We start from the raw sequence: 13,889 nt of genomic DNA, 5'->3' as shown, positions 1-13,889 counted from the left end.
ACGCTGGGTGGGAAACAGAGTCGGATTCTCACTTGAAAGTTCTGTGCGCGCCATCGTGGAAACTGCGCGGAAACATAAGCGGACTAACTTGACCGAATTCTGACAATTCGCTCGTAGGTTCGGGCCTGGACGCGACGGACGGTGACTCATGGCCGTGAGTGCGGCACTGCGTGCGGCGATCACGCGAGCGCAGAATGCGGATCAACACAGTGAGCCCGTGTTCTCCCCGCTCCGTGGTCTCGGACGAGGACGTCTGACCCCGATCGACCTGTTGGGGCAATCACTTTCCACGATCGCTCCGGCAACGGGAATGGTGTTCATCGCCCTGTGGATGATCACCTACAGTCCCGGCTACGTCGGGTTGGCTGCGATTGCTGCGACAACTTCGGCGGTGTTTCTCGTTGCGTTCTGCATCACTCAGTTCACGCGGAGACTGGCCGCAGCAGGATCGTTGTACAGCTTCGTCTTCCAAGGCTCCGGTATCCGGGCGACACTGACGGCGGGTGCCGCACTGGTACTCGGGTATCTCGGAATCTCGGTTTCGGTTTTCTCGCAGGCAGTTCCGAGTCTGCTCGATACCATCGCCATTGTCGGCCCCGACGTGCGAGGGCCTGCCGCGACGGTGATCACGACGGTGGCGATTGCCCTGGCCGTCGCGTGGATTGCAGTGCGAGGCGTCCGGTTCGCCACCCGAGCGATCCTGGTCGTCGAAGCGTGCTCGTTGATTCTCATCGTCGTGGTCATGCTGGCGACGCACAGTGACACGACAACTGCTGTTGCCCTGCCGAATCCGTCGCTGAGCGCTGTGCCGTTTCTCGCCATGCTGACGGTGCTCAGCATGGCGGGCTTCGAAAGCTCGGCCTTCTTCGGCCCGGAAGCGAAGCGACCACTCATCAGCGTCACACGCACGGTTCTCATTTCGCCGATCATCTGCGGGGTCCTCTTCGTTTTTGCGGCCTGGGCGGCGATGACTGGTCACGGCGCGACGATCGTCGGAGCGTACTTCGAGGGAACGGCATCGGGGGCCAGCGCGGAGGTGGTTCTGGCAGTCAAGATCGGAATGACGTGTTCCTGGTTCGCATCCACTCTCGGTTGTGCGCAGGCGGGTTCGCGGTTGTTGTACTCGATGGGGATCGAACGGGTACTGCCTGCGCCGCTCGCTCGCGTGCACAGACGGTTCCGTACCCCGTACGTTGCGGTACTTGCGTTCGTCGCGGTAAGTGCGGCGGGAGTATTCATCTATTCGGATACGGTTCGCGACGATTCGGGATCCTTCGACGGCGTGGTGGAGACCGCGTTGGTCTGCGCTTACACGCTGGTGGCCTTTGCCTCGTGGAAGTTCTTGCGCCGAATCGGGGAACACACGTCGCTGACTCGGATATGCACCGTATCCGTGAGCGCTGCGGGTGCCGGTCTACTGGCCTACATCGTTCTCGACGGTGCGGTTCACGGGATGTGGGCACTGCCGATCGCGGCGCTTGTTGTTGCGGTCTCGGGGACATTGTGGAGTTCATTGCTTCGGAGAGCCAGACCGGAAAGCCTTCTGATGGTAGGCGCTTTCGACAGCGTCGAGACGGCGGACCTGTTGCCCGGTACGGGTACTCTGCTGATCGACGGTGACGGGCGAAGGCGACTCGTTCCGGATCGTGGGACCGCCGAGGGTGACTCGCCGGAGCATGGGCGGTGACCGCGGACCGTGCAACCGCTGGTCCACGATCAGGCAAACAGATCGGCGACGAGACCCACTTCAGTGGACAACAACCGCGTGCGGTCCAGAAGGCGCTGGGGATGCTCGAGGCGGTGGCTCATCTGGGACCGGGAACAACCGCGAAGGAGATCGCCACTTTTGCAGGCGTTCCATCGGCCACGGCGTACCGGATGCTGAATCTGCTGGTGGCGGAGGGCTTTCTCGTGCGGGTGCCGGACCTGTCAGGGTTCGCGTTGGGGCGTCGGACTGCCGAGCTCTCGCATGCGGCGTCGTCAAGTGGTCCGGCGCCCACGCTGCACGAGCGCGTCGAGGACATGCGGACACACACGAGGTTCGGATTGCACGTCGCGTCATTCGCCGGTGGGCGCTTGAGGTTCGTCGACAAGGATCCGGACCACGAGATCATCGGAATAGCGGCACTGCCGAAGAACCTTCACGCGAATGCGCTGGGGAAGGTTCTGTTGGCGCACGACGAGCGGTTGCTTTCGGGTTTGGAACTTCGCCGGGTCACGGAGTTCACCCTCGGTGATTTCGATGCGTTGTATGAGCAGTTGAGGTCTGTTCGCCTGCAGGGTTTTGCATTCGAGAACCAGGAATGCCGCCTGGGTCGATCCGCAGTGGCAGTACCGGTTCGAGATCACGCAGACCAGGTGGCCGGCGGGTTGTGTGTTCAGGGAGCGAGCGGGCGAGTGACGGACGAGGATCGAGAGTTGGTCGGTTTCCTACTCGATTGCGCGCGTCAGCTCACCGGATTGCTCTGACGTCACACGCGCAGGCTCAGGGGGAGCCCGGCGGTCATCAGGACCACGGACTCCGATTCACTGGCGATTCGGCTGTTCACCAGACCGAGTAGATCGCGGAACAGCCTCCCGGACTTCGTGTCCGGGACGACGCCGCTTCCCACTTCGTTCGTGACGGCGACAATCGGAACCGGACAGGCGGTCCAGGCGTCGGCCAACCGGTCGATATCTGCGTGGACGGCGCTGAGATCTTCTGTCGCCCACGCCTGATGTCGGTCCAGACGTGCGGTCAACCACGTGCCGAGGCAATCGAGCAGTATCGGTGTTGTTGCGGCCGCAAGAATCTCGGTCACTTCGGAGGTCTCTACCGTCGTCCACGTCGACGGCCTCCGCGCGCGATGCGACGCAATTCGTTCGATCCAGTCGGGATCGTCGTCCTGCGGATCCCCGGTGGCGATGTACGTGACGTTCCGGTAGCCGGCAAGCAGGCCCTCCGCGTAAGTGGACTTGCCCGAGCGGGCGCCACCGGTGACCAGAGTTCGATGGCCCTGTCCTACCCCGATCTCGAGCACAGCTCCATCCGGAACCGCTCGCGCCCCGGACAAGCGAAGTGCTTCCGAGAGTGCGTTTTCGACTGGGTTGTGGTGCCCGAGGTGTACGGCGACCACATCGGTTCGATCGGTGATCGCGGTGCAATTGCGTAGTCGGGTCACCGTCTCCGCGAAACTCGGCAGATCATGGTGCCCGGTGCCGTGGTCAGTTTTGTAGCCGAAGGTCTCTTCGAGAAAGACGGCGTCGAAACGCGCGTCGGCAAGTGCGTCGACAGTGGATTCGGGCAGAGGCCCGGTGTCGGTGGCCCAGAAGATTCGGGTTCCGGATGCGTCGGTGATGTCGTAGAGAAGGGTGGGTACTTCGTGCGCGGCTTCGAGTGCGCGAACACGATAGGTGCCCAACATGATCGACTGGCCGGTCTCGATCGGTGTGAAGGTCACCGGGTCATCCGGGCCCACCCAGTCTCGGCAGAGAGCGAGCGCGTCGGGTGGTCCGAGAACCTGTAGTGGTTCGGTGCGCGAGGCCCAGGACCGGAACAGCAATGCCATCGGGCCGAGGTGATCGGGATGAGAATGCGTCAGCAGGATGTGTTCGACGTGTGCCAGCGTACAACCGAATCGCGACGCGGCACGCGGTATTTCGGGTCCACAGTCCAACAGGATTCTGTTGTCCACCAGGGCAGCAGTGTGCCCGCGAATGGTTTCACTCGACAGGGCGGCCAGGCAGGAAGGGCAAGTGCAGAACGGGTTCGGCCAACCGTCGGCAGCGCCGGTGCCGAGCATCACCAATTCCATCAGCGGGTGCCTTCCTGCCGAATCGGAACAACTATGGGACCGCTGGGCCGGTCCAGGATTTCGACCCGAGCGCCGTACACGCGGCCGAGGAGGTCTGCCTCCAGCACCGATGAGGGTGTGCCGTCGGCAACGACGCTGCCCTTGTCCAGCAGCACGATTCGTCGACCGTACTGACCCGCGAGAGTGAGGTCGTGCATCGCGGCGATGACCGTGATGTTGTCGGCTTCACGCAGTTCCTCCACCAAGTCGAGAACCTGCTGCTGGTGACCGATGTCGAGGGCGCTGGTGGGTTCGTCCAAGAGCAGTACCTGCGGTTCTTGGGCCAGTGCCCGAGCCAGGACCACGCGTTGCAATTCGCCACCGGAAAGTTCGGTGGCTCGTCGATCTGCGAACTCGGTGAGGTCGAGCCTCTCGATCACCGAAGAGATCACCGAACGGTCAGTGGCGGTTTCGGTTCCGAAGCGTCGTAGATAGGGAGTGCGGCCGAGCGCAACCAGTTCCTTAACCGTTGAGCCCTCGGGTACTACCGGACGCTGAGGCATCAACGCGACGACGGCGGACATCGCCTTGCGGCTGGAATTGCGAGGACTCAGTCCCCCGACCGAGAGCTCACCGGTAGACGGAATCAATCCAGCGAGGGCATGCATCAAGGTTGTCTTGCCGGCGCCGTTCGGCCCGACCACGGCAACCCAATCGCCGGGTGTCACATCGAGATCGATGCCGTCGACGACGTCTTTGCCGCCGAGGTTGACTCGGAGGTCGCGGCACCGCACTGCGCTGTCGGTCATGCCGAGACCCGGCTGCGGCGCAGAACCAGAAGGAAGAACGGAGCGCCGATCATCGCGGTTACAACCCCGATGGGGAGTTCGGCCGGTGCCATGACCGTGCGGGCGGCAACGTCGGTGAGGACGAGAAACGCCGCTCCGAGCATGAGTGACAGGGGGAGAAGCAGTCGATGCGACGGGCCGACGACCAGTCGAACCGCATGGGGAACAACGATTCCGACAAAGCCGATGAGTCCACTTGCACTCACGACCGCCGCCGTTCCCAGAGTTGCGGCGAGCACCAGTACCAGGCGTGATCTGGCCGGGTCGACGCCGAGGCTGGCGGCTTCGACGTCACCTACGGCCATCACGTCGAGTACGCGTCGGTGTACCAGGATGACGGCAGATGCCAGCGCGACGTACGGCAGGACAACCAGAACTTCCGACCAACCGTCGGTGGATAGTCCGCCGAGCAGCCAGGAATAGACCTCGCGGAGTGAATCGTCGAACCGCTGCTGGACAAAAGTCTGCGCTGCATTCGTGAACGCCGCGACTGCGACACCGGCGAGGATGATGACTACCGCGTTCTGCGGCCCGCCAATGCTGCGGCCGAGCGAATAAGTTGCGAACACGGCCAGCACACCACCGACGAAGGCGGCCATGGGAATTCCGAACATGCCCAGCGCTCCACCCGAAACGATGGCGAGGGTTGCGCCCAGTCCGGCTCCGCTGGAAACGCCGAGGAGATACGGATCTGCCAAGGGATTTCGGAACACGCCCTGGTAGGCGGCACCGGCAACGGCCAACATTGCTCCGACCAACGCGCCCAGTACTACTCGCGGAAGCCGGATCTGCCAGAGAATCGCCTGCTGTGTCGCGGTGAGACCGGAATCGAGGTGGATGCCGGGTATTCCGTCCAGAAGTTCGAGAATGGTTCGATCAGGCGTCAAACCGGCCGGCCCCACCAGAACACCGATCAGCAAGGCAGCGCACAGAATCAGCGCGGCGCCGAGCAGAACGGCGGTCCGATGTTGGGAGATACCGGCTTTGATCATCGAGTGCTCAGGCCGCGGGAACTTGGGCAACGATGGCCGCGACGGCCTTCACCTGATCGGCGACACGAGGTCCCCAGCGGCTGGAGAGGTCTTCGTCGAGCACATGGATCTGGTTGCCGGTAACCGCTTTCATGCCGCTCCACCCGGGTCGGGCGGCGACGGATTCTGCTGTCACTCCGCAGCATTGGGAGTCTGCGAGAAAGATGAGATCGGGATTGGCCTGCACCACGAATTCGGCGGACAGCTGCGGATAGTCGCCCTGCCCCGCGGCGTCGGCGATGCTCTTCATTCCGAACAGCGAGTAGATCTGCCCGACGAAGCTCGAACTCGTGACGGTGTAGAGCGAGGAGTCGAGTTCGTGGAAGTACGTCAGCGGCTGTTGGCGCGCAGGAACACTGGCGACAGCGGCGTCGATGTCCGAGCGCATGGTGTCGACAACTTCGGTGCCCTTGTCCTCGTGGCCGGTGGCCTTCGCGACGCGCTCGATCTGGGCGTAGACGTCGTCGATGCTTGTGGCTGCCGGTAGCAGGAGTGTCGGCACCTTCGCCTTTTGCAGCCCGGAGACAAGATCGTTCATGTCATCCGATGCGATCACCAGATCCGGTGCGTAGCCGAGGATGGCTTCGACGTTCGGTTGAAAGCCCGAGAGATCGGTGACCGGGATACCGGCCGGGTAGTCGGACTGATTGTCGACGGCCTTCACCTGATCGCCCGCGCCGACGGCCCACAGGGTCTCGGTGGCGCTGGGACTGAGTGACACGATCGACTGCGGACGTGACTCGATGGTGATGTCCGTGCCGGAATCCGTGGGACCGGAAACAACAGTCACCGGGAACGAGCCGTCCGAGGCGGCTGTGGTTGCGGGTGCATCGGACGTCGAGCTACTGCAGGCACCGGCAAGCAGTGCGGTGCTCACCGTCAGTGCTGCAAGTACAGATCTGAATCTACGTGTCGGCCGAGTACTCACAGCCACCCCTCCGCTAGTGGTGAAGGGTCGCGAGCAGCGCGGCCGCGAGGCGAAGCGCCACGAGCGGTCCTTCGTCCGAGAACCATCGTGTCGCCACGAGGCCGGTGACCTGACTCGTTCGCCTCGAGTAGTGACGGGCGAATTCACAGTTGCGTCGACAGTGCCGGGGTTTCACCGAACTTCACACGAGCAGCGTGGCACCCCGGTGAACCGGGGCATCTGCACTTTACAGGGGTCGTCTGGCTTGACCCGGGAGGTCAAGGCAGGGTAAATATCTATTCCACTAATGAACTAGTGAAAGGGTTCGGATGATCGACTTCCGTATCGACCGCCGATCCGGCATTCCCACTTACGTGCAATTGGTCCTTCAGGTGAAGCAGGCGCTCAGGCTCGGTGATCTCCAAGTCGGGGATCGGCTGCCCACAGCCAAGGACGTCGTGGGAGCGCTCGCGATCAACCCGAACACAGTCCTGAAGGCCTACAAGGAACTCGAGCGCGACGGACTTGTTGCCCCGAGGCCCGGATTGGGCACGTTCGTCGTGAAGTCCCTGGCCAAGCCCGGTATGGCGGAAAGCTCTGCGCTACGTCGTGAGTTGGCGCGTTGGGTTGCAGATGCCGTGGCCGCCGGACTCGAGCGCACGGACATCGAAGCATTGGTGAGTTTGGAGCTCGAGAAGACGTTCATCGAATCGGATCCGTCCGGAAAGCAGGGGGAGACATCATGACTGCGCAAGAATCGGCACTGACGATGCAGGACGTGGACAAGCGCTTCGGCAAGAAGAAGGTGCTCGACGCCTGCACTTTCGAGGTCGCAACGGGAAGCATCACTGCCCTGGTCGGGGTGAACGGAGCGGGCAAGTCCACTCTGATGTCCTTGGCGGTCGGGTTGACGATGCCTGACCACGGTTCGATCTCCGTCCTGGGCAGCACGCCGGATCAGGACGGCATCTGCCCAGGCCTGTCGTACCTCGCTCAGCACAAGCCGCTGTATCCCAAATTCACTGTTGCAGAACTTCTTCGATTCGGCGCATACACCAACGACGAGTGGGATGCGAAGTACGCTCTGGATCTGGTGGAGCGCGCTGGGATTGCTCTCGATGCAAAGGCGAAGACTCTGTCACCAGGTCAACGAACCAGGGTTGCACTGGCTTTGGCGCTCGGGCGCAGACCGCAGTTGCTTCTACTCGACGAACCCTTGGCGGATCTTGATCCCGTGGCGCGGCGGTCCGTCGCGACCACTCTGCTCGAAGACGTTGCCGAGTACGGCACCACGGTTCTGTTGTCTTCACACATCGTCTCCGAATTGGCGGATGTCTCGGATCGACTACTTCTACTGGGCGGTGGAAACGCGAGATTGTCCGGTCCGTTGGATGAATTGATCGCTGCCCATTACGTATTGATCGGGGACGGCGATCCTTCGGACGTGGTCGGCGCCGGCGCGGTCATTCATACCGACAAGGGGATTCGGTCGAATTCTCATGTGGTGGAGGGAGTCCGTCCGAGCCCTCGGGCCGGCTGGGTGATCGACGACGCAACTCTCGATGACGTGGTGCTCGGGCACCTGAGCGCAGAAACGATGGTGGCGGCATGATCTGGGTTACGTGGCGGCACCACCGGACATCGCTCGTTGTGTCGTTGGGCATTGTTGCAGCACTTGTTCTATTGACGGTCATCAGCGGTTTGGTGGTCGAGGGCGATCGAAACAGTCGTCCGTTCGGCACGTTCGTGAGCTGTTTCGGTGAAGGCAAGGTGGTTTGCGCGGCAGAAACAGCACTTACCGTGGCTACGGTGTTGGCTACGATGCTCCCGGTGTTTTTGGGCGCATTAGTAGGTGTCACGGTCTTTTCTCGGGATATCGAGCAGGGCACACATGTTTTGGGACTGACACAATCGGTCGGCCGGGCACGTTGGTTCTGGACGAGAGTCTTGATTGTGTTCGTTCCCCTGACATTGGCAGCGGTGGTATTGGGGATCGCTCTCCAGTGGACACGGAGTTCGAGCCGCAGCGACAACTACGCATTCGTGTCTGGATTCGCCCAGTCTTATGGCTATTCGAGTCTGGTCTATCCGTTCTTTCAATCCAGCGGATTAGTCTTGGGTGCGTACACATTCATGGCACTTTTGCTGGGTGCAGCACTGGCTCTGCTGGTCCGCAGTTCGATAGGCGCGATGGCCCTGACGATGGTGGCTGTCATTGCGATCCTGGCAGTGTTTCAGTTGGTTGCTAGACCGCACTATGCTGAGCCGGATGTCCGGACATCACCCCAGGCTGGATCCAGTACCTACTATTCGAGCGATGGTGTCCCACCCACAGCCAACTGGGAACTTGAGCAGGGGTATGTCGACATCCGAGGCGATTGGGTCGACGTCACGTACGACGAGTGCACGTGGGGCAAACCCTTCGACACGAATATCTACGACCAGCGCCCCGAGGAGACCGGCGCCGAATACAACCTCCGCATAGATGTATTGCAGGCTCAGCAGGATAAGGATCTGGAGGTCTGCCTACGTGAACAAGGCGTCGATCACTTTGAAATTCGCTACCACTCGGATGATCGGTTCTGGCGTTTCCAATTCACGGAAGCTGCACTCGTCCTGATCCTTTCGGGCTTGTTCCTCCTGCCGGCGCTCTGGGGCCTACGACGCCTCAAGCCGTGACTCAGCGGGCGACCGGCGCGACCGTCAGCTGATTGATGTTCGCGCCGGTCATCGAGCATCCCTTAGTGGGGTAGGCGAGGAAGACCGAGTCGTAGCTGTTGGGTGGGTAAACCCTCAGTCCCGCAACGTCGGTCACGCCGCACTGATCTGCCGGGTAGTTCTCGACGTTCGTAGCTCGCACCAAAGACGTTGCGGCAGAGCCAGGGGCAAGGGAGACGAGTGATCCGGATCCGGAGCGGCCGGCTGCAGCACCCACTTCGCTTCCGGACGCTCCCGTGACATACGAGACGCCGGGGAAACCGTCGAGCGTGCACGTGCGACCGCCCGTGTTGGTGAAGACCACCGGAAGCTCCACAGAACCGGCGGAGCCACTCGACTCGCCGAGGGTGACGTTCAGTTCCCCGATCGCGCAGCCTTCGGGATTGGGTGCCGTCGAGGTTGTGGTTTGGGTGTGGTCGGTATGGGTCGTCGAAGGTGCGGCAGTACCGGTCTGGGTCGTCGGCGCAGAGGCGCTCGTGGTTGAGGCGGGTGCCGGTGAACTCTCGGCCGTTCCCGTTTCGTCCGAGCCGCAACCGCTGAGAAGGGCGAGAGCAGCAAGTGGAGCCGCCAACAAGCCGACGTTGCGCATGCGGTTGGGATTCATCGCTCTGTACTCCTCAAGCTGGTCGACAACTGGCTCCGGAACATCCGTGTCCGGTATATCCGAATCCGAGGCCGGATGTGCAGAAACGAATCAGGCTCGCCGGTGATCAGGACCTACTTCCCGGATGGATTGCCGCTGCGGATCTAGCATGAGAAATGACCTGTCCGGATCGCGACCACCGGGAGTAGCGCATGTTCACCTTCACCAGCGACGACGGAGTGGTCATTCATGTCCACGAATGGCCCACCGAGCAGGAACCTCGAGGGGTTGTTCAACTCGCGCACGGTATGGGTGAGCACGCAAAACGCTACGCACACGTTGCCGAAGCCCTGAATGCTCGCGGGTTCCACGTCTATGCGGCGGACCACCGCGGCCACGGTGAGAGCATGCACGCCGGCCCAGGCAACATCGGCGACGACGGCTGGAACCGCTTGGTGGCAGACATGGTGACCCTCACGGGCATCATCCGCGACAAACACCCCGGCCTGCCCGTCGTATTGCTCAGCCACAGCCTCGGTTCGTTCGCTTCGCAGCAGTACATCCTCGATCATTCGCACCTGATCGACGCCGTCGCACTGTCGGGGACCACCGCGGTCGATCAACTCATCGAGAGCCTCGTCAACGACGGCCCGGACGTCCTCGCCCAGTTCAACGCCGAATTCGAACCGGCCCGAACTCCGCACGACTGGCTCAGCCGTGACGAAGCGCAGGTGGATTTGTACATCAACGATCCACTGTGCGGTTTCAGCCTGGACGACGCCGGCATGGGCGGACTTATCGCAGCGGGGCCGAGGTTCGTCGACGTCGAGGGTGTGCGACAAGACCTTCCGATCCTGGTCTTCGTCGGTACCTCGGATCCTCTCAACGCCGCGCTGAGCCGAACCGACGTCGCAGTCGAACGGTACAACTCGGCGGGGATCGAAGACGTCACCTATTACACCTATCCGGGCGCCAGACACGAGATCTTCAACGAGACCAACCGCGACGACGTCATCAATGATCTGACGACGTGGATGGACCGCGTACTCGAAGCGTGACCGCCTCACCGGAAGGGGAACACGATGTCCACAGTTCCGGCCGCACGACCCGATCCAGACCCGCGAGATGTCAAGCGCTGGAGACGATACCTCGCCGACGAACAAGCCGAGGCCGCCGTCTACCGCGACCTCGCGAGTAGGCGCAGCGGCGAGGAGCGCGAAATCCTTCTCGCCCTGGCCGACGCGGAGGGCCGACACGAGGCGCACTGGCGAGCGCTTCTCGGCGATCACGTCGGCAAACCACTACGCGGCGATATCCGCACTCGGATACTGGGCTTTCTGGCCAGGCGTTTCGGTTCCGTGTTCGTGCTCGCTCTTGCCCAGCGCGCGGAGACACGATCCCCGTATCCGAACGACGCCGACGCGACCGCATCGATGGGCGCGGACGAGAAGATCCACGAAGAAGTGGTGCGGGCCTTGGCCACTCGGGGTCGGAACAGACTTTCGGGGACGTTTCGTGCCGCCGTCTTCGGAGCCAACGACGGCCTCGTCAGCAATCTCGCTCTCGTGCTCGGCATCAGCGGTAGCGGCGTCTCCAACCAGATCGTTCTGATCACCGGCATGGCCGGGCTTCTGGCCGGCGCCCTGTCGATGGGAGCCGGCGAGTACGTTTCCGTCCGCTCGCAGCGAGAGTTGTTGGAAGCGTCCAATCCTGGTCCCGCGGCCAGCGAAGCCGTCGGACTGCTCGACGTCGACGCCAACGAATTGGCGCTGGTCTACCGGGCCCGTGGCATGTCCGCCGAGGAAGCGGACCAGCGCGCCGCCGAGGTCCTCGCGAACAGCACCTTCGGCGCCGCGGACGTTGTCGACGACCATGAAGCCGTCGGAACCGGATTGGGCGCAGCGGCGGCAAGTTTCTGCTTCTTCGCCTCGGGCGCAATCATTCCGGTGTTGCCGTATCTGTTCGGCCTGGAAGGCATGACGGCTCTGATCGTCGCGTCCGTACTCGTGGGGATCGCGTTGCTGACGACGGGCGTTGTGGTCGGGTTGCTGTCGGGCGGGCCACCGTTCAAGCGGGCGCTACGCCAACTTGCGATCGGCTACGGCGCTGCCGGCGCAACGTATCTGCTCGGCATGTTGTTCGGGACCTCGCTCTGAGCGTCGGCTCATGCGCGCAGGGCTGGATCGCGGTGAGCGGGATCGATCCGGACCGGAATTTGGCACACCACGGCCTCGGTGTGTTTGCGCAGTGCATGAGCGATCTCATCGGTCCGTTGGCTCGGGAGTATCCGATGCCATCTGGTCGCCGGGTCGATGGTGGCGACGACAACAAAGGTTTCCCGGTGGGGGAAGTGTGTGCGGATGTATCGAGCGAGGCTGTTCCCCACGGAATTCTCGGTGTCCTCGATGACGATCAAACGCGAATTCGGGTGTCGGGCTTGCCATCGGCGGGTGAAGTCCGTCGTCGATTCGTGGGCCAGGCAGACTCGAATTGCGATGGGCTGCGAAGACATTGCCGTTGCCGCGGCCATCGCGCGGGTGGAGAGCGACGTAATTTCGGACACGGGTACTAGGACCGCTGGTTTGTATCCGATAGACAGAGAATCGTTCTCACCCTGAACGGTTAACCGCGTACCGATATGTGTGTACGCACCGCGGATGCGTTCCATGCCGAGGACGAGCGCAGGGAGCGCGAGAGCGATCAGCCAGGCGCCCTCGGTGAACTTCATGGCGGTAGTCACCACTGCTGCGATCGAAGTCAACGCAGCCCCGAAACCGTTGAGCGCCAATCGCCACTTCCAGCCCGGTGTCCGTTCGGCGAGCCAGTGGCGCACCATGCCGAACTGCGCGAGCGTAAATCCGATGAACACACCGATGGCGAACAGCGGCACCAAGGTGTTCATGTTTCCGCCCGATCCGATGAGCAGGAGAGCACCGACGCCACCGAGCGACAAAACGCCGTACGTGAAGACGTCGCGCGTCGACTTCCGGCTGAAGCGGTGCGGGAGCACGTTGTCGTCGGCGAGGATTCGCATCAGGTTGGGAAGTCCGCCGTACGAGGTGTTCGCGGCCAACGCCAACAGAATCACGGTGGAGAATTGGACGGCGTAGTAGCCCACACCATTTCCGAGGGCAGCGGAAGTGAGTTGCGACAGGACCGTTGTTCCAGGGACCGGTGCGAGTGAGAACTTCTCGATCAACACGGCAAGGCCGATCAGCATGGTGCCCAACAGGATTCCCAGAGCTACTTCGGCACGCTGAGCGCTACGCACGCGAGGCTTCTTGAAGCTGGGTACCGCGTTGGCGATGGCTTCGACTCCGGTCAATGCGGCGCAACCACTCGAAAAGGCTTTGAGCAGAAGGAGAATGCCGATCGTGTGTGCGTTGTCGACGACAAAGGGAGCCGTTGCGGCGGCAGGGTTTTCCCGAAGCAGTCCGGCACCGATCACCGTGAAGATGCTGACGACAAAAACCACGGTGGGCAACATGAATACCCGCGCGGAATCTGCGATGCCCCGCAGATTCAGTGCCGTGATGCCGCCGAGTATCGCCAGTGCGATCCAGACCGTATAGGGAAGAAGCGCAGGGAAGGCGGAGGTCAGAGCCGCGACACCGGCTGCGATCGACACCGCGACGTTGAGGGTGTAGTCGACGATCAACGATGCGGCGGCAGTCAGGCTTGCGCGAGGACTCAGATGCTTCTTTGCGACGGCGTATGCGCCACCGCCTTCGGGAAATGCGGCGATCACCTGGCGATACGACGCCACCAGGACCACAAGCAGCACGGCGATGGCGATCGTCACCGGCACGGTGAAGCCGATCCCCGCGCCGCCGGCGAGGGCCAACACCAACACGATGGCCTCTGGACCGTACGACACCGAGGCCATCGCGTCGAGCGACAGACCCGCCAGTCCGGTTGCGACGGAGAGCTTTTGCTTCTCAGGTTCGCCGCCGGCGCGGGTGGTCGACGATATGACTCCACGGTGTCCGAGTATCACTGCATGTCTCACCGAGTCAGTATCGATACTTC

General features: G+C 62.4%; 13 protein-coding genes. 7 read left to right on the top strand and 6 right to left on the bottom strand.

Annotated features, from left to right (window positions below; genetic code table 11):
- The first annotated feature begins 148 nt into the window (after nt 1–148).
- Nucleotides 149–1,687, top strand: coding sequence for an APC family permease (locus tag GJB56_RS19045; protein WP_113682641.1), 1,539 nt, complete (start codon nt 149–151; stop codon nt 1,685–1,687).
- Nucleotides 1,684–2,469, top strand: a complete 786-nt coding sequence (locus GJB56_RS19040) for an IclR family transcriptional regulator (RefSeq protein ID WP_113682640.1) — start codon at nt 1,684–1,686, stop codon at nt 2,467–2,469. The genes GJB56_RS19045 and GJB56_RS19040 overlap by 4 nt, the downstream gene beginning before the upstream one ends.
- A gap of 2 nt (nt 2,470–2,471) precedes the next feature.
- Here the strand turns inward: GJB56_RS19040 and cobU are convergent, their stop codons facing one another.
- From cobU to GJB56_RS19020, 4 genes are read right to left on the bottom strand one after another with little or no spacing between them, the layout of a single operon-like run.
- A complete protein-coding gene (cobU, locus tag GJB56_RS19035) occupies nt 2,472–3,794 on the bottom strand; it encodes a bifunctional adenosylcobinamide kinase/adenosylcobinamide-phosphate guanylyltransferase (protein ID WP_113682639.1) in 1,323 nt (440 codons plus the stop codon).
- Entirely contained in the window at nt 3,794–4,582 is a 789-nt protein-coding gene (locus tag GJB56_RS19030) for an ABC transporter ATP-binding protein (RefSeq protein WP_050657036.1), read from the bottom strand. The genes cobU and GJB56_RS19030 overlap by 1 nt, the downstream gene beginning before the upstream one ends.
- A complete protein-coding gene (locus GJB56_RS19025) occupies nt 4,579–5,613 on the bottom strand; it encodes a FecCD family ABC transporter permease (protein ID WP_019745569.1) in 1,035 nt (344 codons plus the stop codon). The genes GJB56_RS19030 and GJB56_RS19025 overlap by 4 nt, the downstream gene beginning before the upstream one ends.
- A 7-nt stretch (nt 5,614–5,620) precedes the next feature.
- Nucleotides 5,621–6,580 carry an ABC transporter substrate-binding protein gene (locus GJB56_RS19020; protein WP_020970983.1) on the bottom strand — a complete coding sequence of 320 codons (960 nt, stop codon included), beginning with the start codon at nt 6,578–6,580 and terminating at the stop codon, nt 5,621–5,623.
- A 308-nt stretch (nt 6,581–6,888) separates the two neighbouring features.
- Between GJB56_RS19020 and GJB56_RS19015 the strand changes: the two genes are divergently transcribed.
- From GJB56_RS19015 to GJB56_RS19005, 3 genes are read left to right on the top strand one after another with little or no spacing between them, the layout of a single operon-like run.
- Nucleotides 6,889–7,305, top strand: a complete 417-nt coding sequence (locus GJB56_RS19015) for a GntR family transcriptional regulator (RefSeq protein ID WP_007729675.1) — start codon at nt 6,889–6,891, stop codon at nt 7,303–7,305.
- A complete protein-coding gene (locus GJB56_RS19010) occupies nt 7,302–8,171 on the top strand; it encodes an ABC transporter ATP-binding protein (protein WP_080909865.1) in 870 nt (289 codons plus the stop codon). Before GJB56_RS19015 ends, GJB56_RS19010 begins: the two co-directional genes overlap by 4 nt.
- Entirely contained in the window at nt 8,168–9,238 is a 1,071-nt protein-coding gene (locus GJB56_RS19005) for an ABC transporter permease (RefSeq protein ID WP_230091014.1), read from the top strand. Before GJB56_RS19010 ends, GJB56_RS19005 begins: the two co-directional genes overlap by 4 nt.
- A 1-nt stretch (nt 9,239) precedes the next feature.
- Here GJB56_RS19005 and GJB56_RS19000 read toward each other — a convergent pair whose 3' ends face one another.
- On the bottom strand, nt 9,240–9,881 hold the full coding sequence (locus GJB56_RS19000; protein ID WP_113682638.1) for a DUF4232 domain-containing protein: 642 nt from the start codon (nt 9,879–9,881) through the stop codon (nt 9,240–9,242).
- A gap of 191 nt (nt 9,882–10,072) precedes the next feature.
- On the opposite strand from GJB56_RS19000, the gene GJB56_RS18995 reads away from it, so the two are divergent.
- Both GJB56_RS18995 and GJB56_RS18990 read left to right on the top strand, forming a co-directional pair.
- Nucleotides 10,073–10,918 (top strand): alpha/beta hydrolase, encoded by an 846-nt coding sequence (locus GJB56_RS18995; protein WP_003939910.1) that lies wholly within the window; start codon nt 10,073–10,075, stop codon nt 10,916–10,918.
- A 24-nt stretch (nt 10,919–10,942) separates the two neighbouring features.
- Nucleotides 10,943–12,016: a VIT1/CCC1 transporter family protein gene (locus GJB56_RS18990; RefSeq protein ID WP_007729922.1), complete on the top strand. Its 1,074-nt coding sequence runs from the start codon at nt 10,943–10,945 to the stop codon at nt 12,014–12,016.
- Nucleotides 12,017–12,024: 8 nt separating this feature from the next.
- On the opposite strand, the gene GJB56_RS18985 is transcribed toward GJB56_RS18990, so the two are convergent.
- Nucleotides 12,025–13,857 carry an APC family permease gene (locus GJB56_RS18985; RefSeq protein WP_113682637.1) on the bottom strand — a complete coding sequence of 611 codons (1,833 nt, stop codon included), beginning with the start codon at nt 13,855–13,857 and terminating at the stop codon, nt 12,025–12,027.
- Between the last annotated feature and the right edge of the window lie 32 nt (nt 13,858–13,889).

Origin of the sequence: Rhodococcus sp. AQ5-07, from assembly GCF_009707305.1 — a bacterium.
In the GTDB taxonomy this organism is placed as follows: domain Bacteria; phylum Actinomycetota; class Actinomycetes; order Mycobacteriales; family Mycobacteriaceae; genus Rhodococcus_F; species Rhodococcus_F erythropolis.
This window is presented reverse-complemented; position numbering and strand designations above follow the sequence as displayed.

Bases quoted from the DNA above. Each gene is read 5' to 3' on its own strand.
- GJB56_RS19045 (WP_113682641.1), top strand. From the start codon at position 149: ATGGCCGTGAGTGCGGCACTGCGTGCGGCGATCACGCGAGCGCAGAAT.
- cobU (WP_113682639.1), bottom strand. From the start codon at position 3,794: ATGGAATTGGTGATGCTCGGCACCGGCGCTGCCGACGGTTGGCCGAAC.
- GJB56_RS19030 (WP_050657036.1), bottom strand. From the start codon at position 4,582: ATGACCGACAGCGCAGTGCGGTGCCGCGACCTCCGAGTCAACCTCGGC.
- GJB56_RS19025 (WP_019745569.1), bottom strand. From the start codon at position 5,613: ATGATCAAAGCCGGTATCTCCCAACATCGGACCGCCGTTCTGCTCGGC.
- GJB56_RS19015 (WP_007729675.1), top strand. From the start codon at position 6,889: ATGATCGACTTCCGTATCGACCGCCGATCCGGCATTCCCACTTACGTG.
- GJB56_RS19010 (WP_080909865.1), top strand. From the start codon at position 7,302: ATGACTGCGCAAGAATCGGCACTGACGATGCAGGACGTGGACAAGCGC.
- GJB56_RS19005 (WP_230091014.1), top strand. From the start codon at position 8,168: ATGATCTGGGTTACGTGGCGGCACCACCGGACATCGCTCGTTGTGTCG.
- GJB56_RS19000 (WP_113682638.1), bottom strand. From the start codon at position 9,881: ATGAATCCCAACCGCATGCGCAACGTCGGCTTGTTGGCGGCTCCACTT.
- GJB56_RS18995 (WP_003939910.1), top strand. From the start codon at position 10,073: ATGTTCACCTTCACCAGCGACGACGGAGTGGTCATTCATGTCCACGAA.
- GJB56_RS18990 (WP_007729922.1), top strand. From the start codon at position 10,943: ATGTCCACAGTTCCGGCCGCACGACCCGATCCAGACCCGCGAGATGTC.